Annotated in this window: 8 protein-coding genes and 1 pseudogene; 6 read left to right on the top strand and 3 right to left on the bottom strand. The window is 55.5% G+C overall.

Annotation, left to right across the window (positions count from 1 at the left end):
• From VQ830_RS27990 to VQ830_RS28000, 3 genes are all read left to right on the top strand, one after another.
• Nucleotides 1-563 (top strand): MFS transporter (locus tag VQ830_RS27990; RefSeq protein WP_497812709.1); only part of this gene is annotated, 563 nt, incomplete at its 5' end.
• A 363-nt stretch (nt 564-926) separates the two neighbouring features.
• Nucleotides 927-2,255, top strand: coding sequence for a D-arabinono-1,4-lactone oxidase (locus tag VQ830_RS27995; protein ID WP_337271427.1), 1,329 nt, complete (start codon nt 927-929; stop codon nt 2,253-2,255).
• Nucleotides 2,255-3,433, top strand: a complete 1,179-nt coding sequence (locus VQ830_RS28000; RefSeq protein ID WP_337271428.1) for an alanine racemase — start codon at nt 2,255-2,257, stop codon at nt 3,431-3,433. The genes VQ830_RS27995 and VQ830_RS28000 overlap by 1 nt, the downstream gene beginning before the upstream one ends.
• 416 nt (nt 3,434-3,849) lie before the next feature.
• Here VQ830_RS28000 and VQ830_RS28005 read toward each other — a convergent pair whose 3' ends face one another.
• The 3 genes from VQ830_RS28005 to VQ830_RS28015 all read right to left on the bottom strand — a co-directional run bounded on the left by VQ830_RS28005 (nt 3,850) and on the right by VQ830_RS28015 (nt 6,069).
• Nucleotides 3,850-4,281 (bottom strand): type II toxin-antitoxin system VapC family toxin, encoded by a 432-nt coding sequence (locus VQ830_RS28005; RefSeq protein WP_337271429.1) that lies wholly within the window; start codon nt 4,279-4,281, stop codon nt 3,850-3,852.
• Nucleotides 4,281-4,580: a hypothetical protein gene (locus VQ830_RS28010; RefSeq protein ID WP_337271430.1), complete on the bottom strand. Its 300-nt coding sequence runs from the start codon at nt 4,578-4,580 to the stop codon at nt 4,281-4,283. The genes VQ830_RS28005 and VQ830_RS28010 overlap by 1 nt, the downstream gene beginning before the upstream one ends.
• Nucleotides 4,581-5,142: 562 nt before the next feature.
• A complete protein-coding gene (locus VQ830_RS28015) occupies nt 5,143-6,069 on the bottom strand; it encodes a MarR family transcriptional regulator (RefSeq protein WP_337271431.1) in 927 nt (308 codons plus the stop codon).
• A gap of 500 nt (nt 6,070-6,569) precedes the next feature.
• Here VQ830_RS28015 and VQ830_RS28020 point away from each other — a divergent pair, with 500 nt between their 5' ends.
• The 3 genes and pseudogenes from VQ830_RS28020 to VQ830_RS28030 all read left to right on the top strand — a co-directional run.
• Complete coding sequence (locus VQ830_RS28020; RefSeq protein WP_337271432.1) at nt 6,570-11,972, top strand: MBG domain-containing protein; 5,403 nt, start codon at nt 6,570-6,572, stop codon at nt 11,970-11,972.
• A 19-nt stretch (nt 11,973-11,991) separates the two neighbouring features.
• Nucleotides 11,992-13,737, top strand: coding sequence for a ShlB/FhaC/HecB family hemolysin secretion/activation protein (locus VQ830_RS28025; protein ID WP_337271433.1), 1,746 nt, complete (start codon nt 11,992-11,994; stop codon nt 13,735-13,737).
• Nucleotides 13,738-13,824: 87 nt separating this feature from the next.
• A pseudogene (locus VQ830_RS28030) lies at nt 13,825-14,080 on the top strand (hypothetical protein); the annotation flags it as partial.
• Nucleotides 14,081-14,367 lie beyond the last annotated feature (287 nt).

Here is a 14,367-nt window from a genome sequence, read left to right on the forward strand (position 1 = left end):
TTTTAGCGATGATCATCGTGTTCATGGTGTATGCGGTACAGGCAGGGCAATGGGCGATCTGCGGCTATGTCGCAGAGCGCATCGGGCTCGATAATGCTAAGGCCGGACTTTATCTGGCGATGTCTTCGCTTGCGGGTTTCATCGGGGCCGTCATCCCCGCAATGACACAGGATAAAGCAAAGCGCCTGGCCTGCGTGATGCTCGGCTTCCTGATGATGGCGGTCTCGATCTACTATCTGTTTCATATTTTCACAGCCAGCGTCTTTCTGGTGACGCAGGTGCTGGTGAATATCGGCTTTTACATCGTGACGCCCTTCGTCACTGGCGTGCTGACAGAGAATGATCCAGACGGTTCGTTTATGTCGCGCATCCTGGTGATCGCCATCATCGGTGCGACGGTTGGGACCGCTGTGGCGGGCCCGATTTTCTCCGCGGCCGGTGCTGCAGCCTTTTCCTACTCATGCCTCTTGCCTCTATCACTGGCTGCAGTCTGTGCGGTCATGGTATTCGGTCATCTACACCGCAACCTCCCGAGCATGGTAAAATCGGGTATATCGGAGTGAAGTTTTCGCGGCGCAGTCAGTTTCAACGAGAGACTTCCGGTCCTTTGGGCTCAATCTCTTCGCAGAGGACAGGTCAGCGAGCCCTCTGTGCTCGAAAACATCGTATGCGTCTCCGTCCACGGAGCGTTTTTCCACCCTGTGCAGAATGACGTACCTTTCGGTCGCATGGGGCCAAGCGGGCTTGGTGCCTACCAAGGCCATGACAGCTTTAAGCGTTTCTCGCGTGCATGTGGTGTTACGAAGGTACGACTGTTCAATCCAGCATGGCTTGCCGTGCCACCTTACGGCTTCACCATAAAAATTCTGATGAACCTGCTTGGACGAAGCTAGTCCGCAGGCCAGCAGCGGCGAGAGGAGACGACAGTGCTACGTGGTCCGAAAAGATTGCTTACCGATTTCCAGCCGATCGAAGGCCCGCAGGTTTGGCGCAACTGGGCAGGTACAGTCGAATCCAAGGTCGAGCAGATACCACGTCCTTTAACTGAAGAGCAGTTAGGCAATGCAGTTCTCAATGCGCCAGCGCCCTTGAGGCCTGTGGGATCAGGGCATTCTTTCACACCACTCGTTGCAACAACCGGCACCATTCTTGATCTGTCAGCCTTTTCAGGCTTGATCGATCACAATGAGGCCGAATGCACGGCCACTATCGGAGCCGGCACCAAGCTTTGCGATCTTACTCGGATGCTGGCAGGGCTAGGGCAGGCGCTACCTAATATGGGAGACATCGACCAGCAATCTGTGGCGGGGGCATTGGCCACCGCAACGCATGGTTCCGGCCTAACTCTGGGCGCCTATCATACCCAGCTCCGCGCCATTCACTTTGTGGATGGATGCGGCAAAAAACGGGTATTTGAAGCGTCGCGCGATCAGGAAATGATCAATGCAACGGGAGTAGGGCTTGGTATCTTCGGCGCGGTCACTGCTGTGACGATGCAAAATGTGCCAAGCTATAATTTGCGCCGGAAGCGGACGATGCTGCCGATCACCGCAACGCTCGACAGTTTCGAGAGCCTGATGTCGAGACATCGCTCAACCGAGATTTTTATCGTTCCCTTTGCCAGGCATGCGCTGGTGCAGATGCTCGACAAGACGGACAACCTCGGGGATTACTCAGCCACAGCAGAGGACGAGGCTGGTATCGCGACACTGAAAACGTTGCGTAACTATTTGAAATCGTTTCCGACCATCAGACGAATGTTAATCAGCCACGCAATGGCAAAGCTGTCCGATGAGGAGCATGTCGGCGAGTGGATGAAGATTTACGTTACGGATCGACAATCGAAATTCAACGAGACTGAATACCACCTTCCTTTTGAGGAGGGAGCATTAGCGCTTACGGAAATAATCAAACTCATTGAAACGCGCTTCCGACAAATTTACTTCCCAATTGAAGTTCGCACCGTCAAACGCGACGATTTTTGGCTCAGCCCGTTTTATGGCCGCGATACCTGCTCCATTGCTGTGCACCATGGCGCCGGTGAAGACTATTCCGCTTTCTTCCGTGCTGCCGAAGCTATTTTTCGTCGCCGCGGCGGACGCCCACATTGGGGCAAGCTCCATACCATGACAGCGGCGGATCTTGCTGCCGTCTATCCGCGCTTCAACGATGCGATGGAGGTGCGCCGTGAAATGGACCCTGAAGGCCGCTTCGTCTCGCCCTATCTGTCGAAACTCCTTGGAATAGCGCTTTGATGAACAAGGACTATTTCCAGCGAGCAACGGCTGCGCTTCGGGAAGCCGGCCTCCATCACCCCCTCCTGTTCATCGACCGCGATAAACTGGACGACAACATCGATGTCATTCTAAAGGGATTGGCAAAGGGCCCGGCACTCAGGATTGTTGATAAGTCATTGCCTTCGGTCCCGCTGATGCGGCACATCATGGCTGGATGCCAGACGGCGCGTGTAATGAGCTTTCACTTGCCCATGGCGCTTTCAGTTTTGGAAGCGTTCCCGCAAGTGGATATTCTTTTTGGCAAACCAATGCCCGTAGCCGCTCTGTCATCTTGCTTACGCACGGCGACGGCATATGTGATTCAAGATCTATTCCGCCGCTCGGTCTTTTTGATCGATACCTTCACCAGACTGGAGCAATATTCAAATTTGGCTTCGCAGTCTGGTCTTTCTGTCCGTATCGCTTTCGAAGTCGATGTGGGCATGCACAGAGGCGGATTCAGGAATACTAAGATGCTGGCTTCTGCTGTGGAACGAGTATCGCTCATGCCTGAATTGAAAATTGAAGGGCTGATGGCATATGACGCACATATCCCCCAGCTTCCTGTTTTTGCCGGTCGTGCGCGGGAAAGATCGTTCGTGGATGCTAGGCTTGCGGAGTTTGTGAAGATTTTGCCGCAGAATGCCCGTCGAATCATCAACACGGGCGGTAGCAAAACTGCTTTCAGCCATCATCCGCAGGGTGTTGCCACAGAGGTATCCATAGGCTCAGCCTTCGTTAAACCGGCCGACTTCGACGTCGCTAACCTTTCGTCGCTCCAACCCGCAGCTTTCATAGCTACACCTATTTTGAAGATTGGCGACGCGCACCTACCCGGCCCGTCGGTCCTTACTGCCACTATGCAGAGACTTCGTCTTTTCCCGAAACGCAGTTGCTTCCTTTACGGAGGCAATTGGATGGCAGAGCCAGTTTATCCAGCCAGTATGAAGGAAAATTGGCTTTGGGGCAAATCCTCAAACCAGCAGATGATGGCCTTGCATAAGCACAGTACCGACAAAGTAGATGACTTTGCTTTCTTTCGGCCAACACAGAGCGAGGCGGTTTTGCAAAGCATGGACGGCTTGTATGTAATTTCTGGAGGGAAGGTGGAAGAAAGGTGGGATACAATTCCATTCGGCACCTTTAGCGGCATATAAGCCGTAAAGGCCGATGGCTTTATCGCCTCTGGTTGCGCCGATTTTGCGATGGTAGCTTTGGTCCGTATTGAATCCTGAGCTTAGCCACAAGATTTCCCGCAGCCAGATACGACCGCACGGTCTGATGCTCTGGCGGGAGCGGGTTATGCCTTTGCGTTGTCGATGCAGTGCTGGGGCTTACCAGCGAGGAACAGGCCATCCTGCATTTTACCGAACGGTGGAATCTGTTGGAGAGATCACGTTTTCATCGCCGGTCTTCGACCGCATAGCTTAGAGGCTATCAGCAGCGATTTCACACAGGACGCCGCCACTGAATGCCACTGACAACATCTTGTCTTCATTTCAACGCTTTAGCTTCAATTACTCGGCGGACCGCAGGTTCACGTTCCATCAAGAGCTTAAAACTGCCGGCGGTTTTAGGTTGCGCTTTGCCGGAGGGGATTGATGATTTCGACTCCGTGGAAATCTCGCTCATTGTCGGTCACAACAATACAGCTATTGGATTGGGCAATGGCCGCGACAATCATGTCCAACGCACTTCTTGGGCGGCCTGCCGCCTTCCCTTGTGCCATCAACTCGCCCCAGATGAGCGCTGCATTTTCGTCGAACGAAAGTATGCGGCCGGCAAAGAGTGCGCGTGGCCCCTCATTACCGGCAAACCAGGCTTCTAGAGCGACACGCTTCTTGCCCGCCGGCTTCTCCAGAATTCCGCGGTGTATTTCAGCGATGGTGAGCGATGCGATGTATAAGTCAGCGTCAGCTTGCTCAGCCATCCACGTTAATAGTGACGCTGACGGTTTGGGCTTTGTAATGTTGCTGAGAATGTTCGTGTCGAGCAGATAACGCATTACAAATCGATTTCTCGACCTTCTTCGTGTGAACGTGAGATTTTGAGGTCTGCTCCAACGAGGGGCGATCGGCGGAGAGCTGCAAGGATACCACCTCTTTTAGGCGGCTCTCCGGCAAGCGTTTCGCTTACAATAGCACGCAAACTAGCTGCTTCCGGGCCATCTTCTGCTAACCTGCGCGCTAACGATCTGATCAGGCTCCGGTCACTATCCCGTCCAAGCACCTCGAAACGAGCAAGGCCGCGGTCGCCCAGGCGGCTCCTATATTTCTGAATTGCACGTGTCTGAGAACTAGCCATCGGATCCTCCGGATATATAGCCAGTAATGTAGCGGGAGCCGTACTCTTCTGCAAGTGTCATCGGACTTGACATAAATGCAGGGGCAAACTAGCTGAGACACATTGCGGGGCGGAAGGTTCACATCCCTTCAAGAGCTGGGTTCGAACCAGTCGCTCTCCGACGAACCCTTCCATGAGCTGATCTCCACAACGACGGTGGCTGACTGAGCGTCAGTTATCCTGCACAGTGGTGGGAAGAGCAATCGGGTCTTCGCGCTTAACGGATCCACACGCCTACTCCCAGCATATTTCGAAAAGCCTTACCGATTTGACGCGTGCGGACAAGGATCTTCTTGCAGGCTTTACCGACTATTCCTACTTGATGACCGTGGGAAAGCCACGACACATCAGCCGGGGGGAAGCCCGAAGTTGATGCACGCTTAGCACGCCCTTACTTGCTCACAATGTCACTGCTTCGAGCCGGACGGTGAGATTCACGATTCAGGTTCTATGGGTTTGCTTGTTGCCAGCGCCATTAACATTCAATCAACGCTGCCTGCCCCGCATTATATGAAGCCGGACCTCAACACGAAAAGCTAGTCAGTCGATCGTCAGACATGGGGCACATATCGTTGATACGACCCGCAACAAGGGCGTAATGAATGATCTGCCCCAACACGAAGGTGTTGAACTCGGTCCGCAGATCGGCGTTCATCTTGGCGACCTTACTTCGACGAACCTCAAAAAGACCATCTGCCTTCGCTTCATTGAATATATTTCCTATATGCTGGGGAGACACATGGAAACGTCGGGCAAGAGGTTCGCGCTTCAGGTTTAGCTCCCAAGCCTCCTCTGGTGAGAGATCGGCATGATGGGAACCCATCACCGCCGTTAAGATCATATAGCCGGCATCCCGCTCGCTGAAGCTTACGATCGTCGGGAACGGCATGAAGAGTGTATCGGCAATCAGATAATCTTTGACGGATTCGCCTATCCACCTTGCAAGCAAGTGTGGTTCCGCGCGAAGTTTAGCCCCTGTTCCAGGATGCGCTTGTCCTAGCGCTTCTGCTGCCGCCAGACACGCCAAAGGCGATTGAGCGACCTCCAAAAGCAGGGCAGGGGTCGGAGCTAGAAGAGTGGCTCTGCGATCATGCCGTGACGGGATGGCCTGCACATAACCGCCGAGGCGAAGATCCTTGATGAGATCCGCCACCTGCCGCGGACTTGCAGGTACACTTTCTTGAAGCGCAGTCAGGGTTGGAAGGCGCTCTGCATGATCGAGCCACCGCACATAGTTCCCAATTAAAATGAACGATGTGAGATAGCGGAATTTTTGGCCGAATATTTTGTGCGATGGCCAGCTGATTGGTGATGGAATGCTCATATCGCGACAGTAGGCAAGGATAACGGTCCGGAGCCGTGGATCGTTGAGGAGAGACCGCGCGCGCTTCCAGACTTCGATGTTCGCAAAGTTAGCAACACCTTCATACAGGCCAGGGAATCCTTCCAAAGCATCCTCTTTTCTCTGTTCCCAATACTGCGAGAATGACAGTCACCGACATCTCATGGAATGTTACAGCGTAGGTGGTTGAAGCTACTGAAACTGGATTAGGTTGAGCACATAGCCACAAATCTATTCGCCACCATTTTTGGGATGATTTCGCCGAATTTGCAGTCTCACAGGACCGTCTTTGATGCCTGGCAGCGAAGAACAAATCCTTCTTCGTTTTTCCGGCAATACGAAGCGTGAAGGGTCAAGTTATTGATATTCAATCATAATCATTTTGGGATTCTTCTAGTTTATCTATGGAAACTTAGCCGGGCGTCCCGTAAGCGTGCGCCCTAATAGGGCACTATGATGGTCAGAAAAATAGGTGCAAATTTTGTGCTTTACGCCTTCTCCAATAGCCTCCAGATATTCCTCGCTCGCGACCAGATAGGCAGCATTCGATTTTTGCAAACTTACGAGGGAAGCGCGAGCGGGGGCATTGATATCCGAGGGGCTTTTGCATGCTACGATACCGCGCTTTCAGGTTGCGCCGTCACCTTGAGTCGACTACCGCGTTGGTTTTTACGTCGACGCTTCTGTCAATGTCTCCGGCGCTTGCCGGTGACCTCCCAAGCGGAGCGAGTATTGCGGCGGGCAGCGCATCTATCGGCTCCACCAGCACATCCATGGCGATCACGCAAGGGTCTCAAAACGCCATCGTCAACTGGAACAGCTTCTCGATAGGCAAGGACCACATAGTCGAGTTTCTTCAACCCAGTGCCTCTTCGGCCATTCTTAACCGGGTGACCGGATCGACAAAGTCGACCATCGCCGGTTCTCTTAAAGCCAATGGCCAGGTTTATCTCATCAATCCAAATGGAATCGCGATTACGGCAAGCGGCAGCGTGAGCGTCGGCGGTGGTTTCGTCGCTTCCAGCCTCGACACGAGCGATCAGGACTTCCTGTCGGGCAAGCGTAAGTTCAAGGGCAACGGCGCATCCGCTGACGTGACAAATGCGGGTACGATCCGTATCGGGCGCGGCGGCTATGGGGCGCTGATTGGCGGAGCGGTCGCCAATGATGGACTGATCGAGGTGGAGACCGGCAAAATTGGACTTGGGTCGGGCGAGGAAGCAACACTCGATCTGTCCGGCGACGGATTCCTTCAGGTCGCTGCCCCAACAAACAGGACAGACGACAAAACCCTGATGGAAAACCGCGGCAAGATTTCCGCAACCGGCGGTCAGGTGGTCATGTCGGCGGCGACCGCGCGCAATGCAGCGCGCCATGCAATCAATCTGCCGGGATCGGTGGAGGCCACGACAATTGGCGGCACCCAGGGCAGGATCGTCATTGGCGGCGGTGACGGCGGCAAGGTTACCGTTTCCGGTAAGGTGAAGGCAACGGCCTCACGCGGCAAAGGCGGGAAGATCACCATTACCGGGCAAAGCATCGCCCTTAACAAAGCGCAGGTCGACGCATCCGGTTCGGCCGGCGGCGGCACGATTCTCATCGGCGGGGCGCGCCAAGGCCGTGGCGCGACGCAGACGGCGGAAACAACCGAAGTCGATACAGGTTCAACGATCAAAGCTGATGCCACGATCAACGGCAATGGCGGCGATGTGGTGATCTGGTCCGACCTTATCACCGGCTTCGATGGCGCCATCTCGGCCCGAGGGGCAGGACAGGGCTCGGGCGGCGAAGCGGAGGTCTCCGGCAAGGCAAGACTCGATTATGAGGGCAGCGTCGACCTGACGTCAGACAGCGGTCGCTTCGGTAATCTTCTACTCGATCCCTATAACGTCACCATCGCCAATGCTCCGGCGCAGAATTCCTCAGGCCTTACCGCCACCGGCAATGACAGCGTGATCGGCACCGCGACCCTGACGGACGCGCTATCGAAGGCCAATGTCACCATCACCACAGGCGCAGCCGGATCGGCAGGCACGCAGGCCGGTGATATCACGGTGGTTGATCCTGTGACCTGGAATAGTCGCTCAAGCCTTACATTGTCGGCCTATCGCAACGTTTCTGTCGATGCGAACCTAACGGGTGGCAACGGATCGTCTATCGCGCTCCGTGCAGACAACAGCGGCACCGGGGCAGGCACTGTCAGCTTCGCCGGCGGCGTCAAAGCCACCGCGCCCGGCGGAGTTAATCTCTTCTACAATCCGAGCGGCAATGATGCTTCGACTGTCAACGCAGCCAGCTTTACTACCCCGATGGACTATTCGGCTTTCATCGGAAGCAATACATCGTTGACCAGCTATATGTTGGTCAACACGGTCTACGACCTGCAAAACATTCAAAACAACCTCTCCGGCAACTACGCGCTCGGGCGCAACGTTGACGCCACGACAAGCTCCAGCTGGAACGGCGGTGTAGGCTTTGATCCCATTGGCGATAACTCCCATTTCTTCTCTGGCAAACTGAATGGCTTGGGACATGTTATCGATGGACTGTCGATAGACCGCGTCTCTCCGGAAGTGCAAGATAGCGCCGGCTTGTTCTACGTTCTCAATGCCGGCTCTGTTGTGCGCAACCTCGGAATTACCAATGCGACCGTCAATGCGGCATACGATTCTGGCATCCTCGCAAGTGCGGCATTTAACGCAACGATCGAAGGTGTCTTTACGACGGGTGGCGTTTCGGGGCACGGCAGTGTCGGGGGCCTTTTTGCATATAGTTCGCAGAGCAATATTTCCAAAAGCTACTCGACCGCGAATGTATTGGGATTTGATGGAGGTAGCATCAGCGGAGGGCTGATCGGAGACAGCGAAGAAGACAACATCAGCGACAGCTATGCGACAGGCAATGTCAGCGCTGCCTGGATCGCCGGCGGCTTGATCGGAATGATTTACGACGACACGTTGATGCGCACCTATGCTGCAGGATCTGTTGTTTCCGGCAGTATCGCTGGCGGTCTCGTCGGCACAAAATATGATACATCCAATTCGTCACGTATTTTCGACTCGGTCTGGGACAAGGAAGCGACCGGCCAAAGTCACTCATTCGGCTCTTCGGATTACGATGGCCTGACGACAGCACAGATGAGAGACCCGAATTTCATCTGGCAGTTTCAAAGTTCTAGCTGGGCACGTCCGGATGCCAATCACTATGCAGAGCTTTACGGGGTTTCCGGTGTTATCGGAGTGTCTCAATCAGGGACTTACGGCCAAACGCCGAATACCACGTATTATGACGGCGGCTTTGGTTCCTACACGATTCAATCAACAGGCGGATTAACCAGTTCGTCGGCTGCCGGAAGCTATGCAAGCATCGGCCTTTCCAGCTTCCGCGGCGTGACAGCAGCCGGCACACCCATTCGCTTCGTGGATAATGGCGCCTATATCGATCGGCGCAAAATTACCGTTACGGCGGACGACAAGAGCAAGGTCTATGGCTCCGCCAACCCGGCTTTCTCCTACACGATTAACGGCGGGAGCTTAATCAATGGAGACCTGTTAAGCGGCAGCCTTGCCACTGCCGCGACAAATGCCTCCGGCGTCGGCAGTTATGGGATTACTCTGGGCAGTCTGGGCAACAGCAACTACGACATCAGCTATATCGGCGGCACGCTCTCCGTCACGCCGAAGACGATGACGATCACCGCGAATAACATGTCCAGAGCTTACGGCAACACAAACCCGACGTTCAACTATACGGCAACTGGTCTTGTAAACGGTGATAGCCTTACCGGCAGCCTTACCACCGCCGCGACGACTTCCTCTGGTGTCGGCAGCTATGCCATCACCCAAGGCAGCTTAGCCAACAGCAATTACAACATCAGCTATGTGGGCGGCGTCTTGAGCGTTACGCCTCGGACGCTGACTGTTACCGGCAATAACCTGTCACGCATTTATGGTGATGCTAATCCGGCCCTCACCTACACCGCAAACGGCCTTGTGAATGGGGACAGCCTGACCGGCGGCCTCACCACTGCCGCAACAAGCTCCTCCAATGTCGGCAGCTATGCGGTCGGCCAAGGCACGCTCAGCGCCTCCGCAAATTACAATCTGAACTATGTCGGCGGTATTTTGACCGTGACGCCTCGAATGCTCACGGTTGCAGCCAACAATCTGTCACGCGTTTACGGCGACTCCAATCCGACCTTCACCTATACGGCAAGCGGCCTCGTGAACGGCGATAGCCTCACCGGCAGCCTCGCCACTGCCGCAACAGGGGCGTCCAATGTCGGCAGCTATGCGATCAGCCAAGGCACGCTCGGCGCATCCGCAAATTACAATCTGAACTATGTCGGCGGTATTTTGACCGTGACGCCTCGAGCGCTCACGGTTGCAACCAACAATCTGTCACGCGTTTACGGCGACTCCAATCCGACCTTCACCTATACCGCAAACGGTCTCGTGAACGGCGATAGCCTTTCCGGCAACCTTACAACAGCTGCGACAGGTTCCTCCAATGTCGGCAGCTATGCCATCACCCAAGGCAGCCTCGCCAACAGCAATTACAACATCAGCTATCTCGGCGGCCTTTTGACCGTCACGCCCCGAACGCTCACCGTGACCGGCAATAACGTGTCGCGCATTTACGGCAATGCCAATCCAACGCTTGGTTACACAGCAAGCGGTCTTGTGAACGGAGATAGCCTGACAGGCAGCCTCACCACTGCCGCAACAGGCTCCTCCGATGTCGGCACCTATGTCATCACCCAAGGCAGTCTCGCCAACAGCAATTACAACATCAGCTATCTCGGCGGCCTTTTGACCGTCACGCCCCGAACGCTCACCGTGACCGGCAATAACGTGTCGCGCATTTACGGCAATGCCAATCCAACGCTTGGTTACACAGCAAGCGGTCTTGTGAACGGAGATAGCCTGACAGGCAGCCTCACCACTGCCGCAACAGGCTCCTCCGATGTCGGCACCTATGTCATCACCCAAGGCAGTCTCGCCAACAGCAATTACAACATCAGCTATCTCGGCGGCCTTTTGACCATCACGCCCCGAACGCTCACCGTGACTGCTAGCAATCTGTCTCGCGTCTACGGTGACGCCAATCCGGCCTTCACCTATATCGCGAACGGTCTCGTCAACGGCGATAGCCTGAGCGGCAAACTTGCCACGGCCGCAACAAGCACCTCCAATGTCGGCAGCTATGCAATCGGCCAAGGCACTCTTGGTGCTTCCGCAAATTACAAGGTCAACTATCTCGGCGGCATCCTGACCGTAACAAGGCGGCCCGTCACCATTACCGCGGCAAACAGCTCCAAGGTCTATGGCGATGACACGCCGAACCTTGCCTACACAGTGGGCGGTTCGGGACTGGTCAATGGCGATACGCCTACAGGCGCTCTGTCTTCTTCGGCCACGAAAACATCGCATATCGGCAGCTACGAGATAGGCGCGGGAAGCCTGTCGCTTTCGTCGAACTACAGCCTCAGCTTCCAGCCCGGTAAACTAACCATCGTGCCACGCGCACTGGCGGTCAAAGCCGACGATGCCACGCGCGCACCCGGAGCAGCCAATCCTGCCTTCAGCTATAAGATCACCAGCGGCAACCTCGTTAACGGCGACCAGCTTTTGGGAAGTCCACAATCAGCAGCTAACGCCAGTTCGCCGGCCGGAGTTTACGACATCGGCCAAGGCACGTTGAGGTCGCCGAGCGACTATAGCTTCAGCTTCACCCCCGGCAAGCTGGCGGTCGTAGGAGATACGAAAGCGACACCTACGCCACCGCCGGCGACAAGCGAACCCAGCCCGACAGCGATCATCACGCAATTCATAACCACCCAACAATCACAAGTCGTCACAACCGAAACAAACGATCCTGGTGAGGAAACCGACCCATTCCATGTGGCGAAGAACAATTCCGACAAAAAGACCTCGACAACTTCGACGCCCGCACCGTCAAATCCTGCAAGCGATCCGACCTCTACTCTAGAGCAAGAATTGGGCCAGTAAGGTGAGGGACTTCTTCATAATGCGCATCCGTTACACGTCTCACCTGACCTTTGCTGCCTTGCTCGCTATTCCGATGTTTGTGTCATCGGAGCCTGCCGCCTTTGCCCAGACGGCCAGCCAGATCACACCGCCAACCTTTGCTCCGCAACCCCTTGTCAACAGCAGGGGCCGAATTCAACTCCCGGCAACACAAGGTTTGAATGCGCCCGCCGGCGCGGAAAAGCTTTTCGTCACTCCCTCCGGAGTCGAGATCGATGGCGCTTTTCCCGAACTCCGCGAGCTAAACGCAAATGTCGAACAGCGGCTAATGCGACGCAAGATTTCAGGGGCGGAGATCTTTGCCGCCGCCCGCGACCTTGAACAGGCCTATGCCAATGCCGGCTATATTCTGGCGCGGGTCAGCGTGCCACCACAAACCATCAGCAATGGCAGCAAGATCAAGCTCGTCGTCACCGACGGCTATATCGAGGCAATCGACGCATCAGCCTTCGATACGTCGATCCGCCCACGTGTTGAGAAACTGCTCGCACCGTTGATCGGCAAGCGCCATCTTCAAAAAAGGGAGATCGAGCGCCGCGTGCTGCTTGCCGGCGACATACCGGGTGTTACCTTGCGATCCACGCTCCGCGCCGGTTCAACCACAGGCTCTACGATCTTGGTTCTGAACGGGCGCTTTGACGCGGTATCGGCCACCCTTTCGGTCGATGACGGCGTATCGAAGGAACTTGGTCGCGTCAGCGTCGGCTCAGGCGTTCAATTCAACAATATGCTTGGGCTTGGCGAGCAAATCTACCTTCGCGCCAACGGCTATCCGCATGGCGGCGACGACGGATTTTTCAGCAGCGATCCCCGCAACCGGCTGCTTGCCGCCGGCATCATTGTTCCATTCGATATCGATGGACTGAGCCTCAACCTTGAGGGAACAGATGCGAGAACCCATCCAGAATCTGACGCCGGTTTCACGCTAGCCGATCATTTTCAACGTTTTTCGACCCGGCTGAACTATGACTGGTGGCGCGGCCGCGATCTTGATCTTGCCACCAATCTGATCTTCGACGTGACGCGCGAGCGCCAGACGGTCGTTCTACCGGGCGGCGATCTTCCTTTCACCGAAGATCGATTGCGGGTTTTGCGTCTGAGCCAGTCTCTCAACTGGCAGAACGACTGGGGCGGCGTCTTCACCGCCAGCCTGACCGGCTCTTTTGGACTGAGCGCTTTGGGTGCACGCGAAGGAACGGGCGCGCTGCCGTTGTCGCGCGATGGGGCTGAGCCTGATTTTCAAAAGCTGGATGCGAATTGGCGCTATATCCAGCCTTTTGCCAACGATAAGCTTCAATTCACGTTGAGCGGTCGTGTGCAAACCTCTTTCGGACAAACGTTGGTATCATCAGAACAGATGTCCCTTGGCGGCTTTGACGGCTTGTCCTCTTACGCGTCCGGCAAACTGGACGGTGATGCAGGCGCTCTGGCGCGGCTGGAGGTCGCCTACCCGCTCACCGGCACCACCCAACTGACAGATAAAGGTTTCACCGTGGTCTTTGCGCCTTATCTTTTCGCTGCTGGCGGCGTTATCAAACTGGAAAGTCCGACCGCTGCGGAATCCGGAACGATACGCGCGGCAAGCTATGGTCTTGGCATCCAAACCGCTCTGGCACAGAGTAGCTCAGACAAGGCAGCTAGCTTGTCGCTAGAATATGCGCGCGGTGAGGACAGCCAAGGCAATTCGCCAAACCGCTTTAACCTCCGTCTGTTGACCAGCTTCTAGCAGTAGTGCCAAAGGTCGTTGCTTTGGCGCCTAAACTAGGCCGCTTTGGATGGGGCGCATGTTCGATGCAGGTTGACAGACTGTGGCGAGGTACTCTCCACGGAGATCGCCATCTAGGCTACCCATAAGCTGGTTGAGCTCGCTCACATGCGACCGACGCCAGCCGAGCACAGACTGAATCGGCATTGGCGCCGATGCCCGAACCTATGCGCTTCATGACCCGGTTCGCGGAAAATACTCCATCCTCGGGAAATACTTCCTCAACGGCGAGAAGCCGCCATTGCATGCATGGAGTTACCTTATGGGCTTCGGGCACGGCTGCGATACGGAACCGTGCCACTAATATTGTAGGGGCTGATTGGCGCTGCCGCGATCCTTCGCTGAGGCCGAATTGTACGTGGAAATCAAATCTATCGAGATCCAAAAATGCCCGCGTCTGGTTCAACATGGTTCAAGAGCGAGACGACGGACGCGCACATTTTGCAGGTATGCCTGCAATGGGCTTAGGGAGGCAGCCACCACACTATGCGGCCTCCCACACCTGATTGAGGATCCGCGCCGCCAGTGCTGCTTTGTCCTGCGGCAGAAAGCGCCCGTAGTGCTGCTGCACGACGTCTGGCGTGTCCTGGA

Origin of the sequence: Oryzifoliimicrobium ureilyticum (genome assembly GCF_037199735.1) — a bacterium.
Taxonomy (GTDB): domain Bacteria; phylum Pseudomonadota; class Alphaproteobacteria; order Rhizobiales; family Rhizobiaceae; genus Rhizobium; species Rhizobium ureilyticus.

Excerpts from the sequence above, each read along its gene's own strand:
- VQ830_RS28000 (WP_337271428.1), top strand. The coding sequence starts at position 2,255 with ATGAACAAGGACTATTTCCAGCGAGCAACGGCTGCGCTTCGGGAAGCC.
- VQ830_RS28005 (WP_337271429.1), bottom strand. The coding sequence starts at position 4,281 with ATGCGTTATCTGCTCGACACGAACATTCTCAGCAACATTACAAAGCCC.
- VQ830_RS28020 (WP_337271432.1), top strand. The coding sequence starts at position 6,570 with ATGCTACGATACCGCGCTTTCAGGTTGCGCCGTCACCTTGAGTCGACT.
- VQ830_RS28010 (WP_337271430.1), bottom strand. The coding sequence starts at position 4,580 with ATGGCTAGTTCTCAGACACGTGCAATTCAGAAATATAGGAGCCGCCTG.
- VQ830_RS28025 (WP_337271433.1), top strand. The coding sequence starts at position 11,992 with ATGCGCATCCGTTACACGTCTCACCTGACCTTTGCTGCCTTGCTCGCT.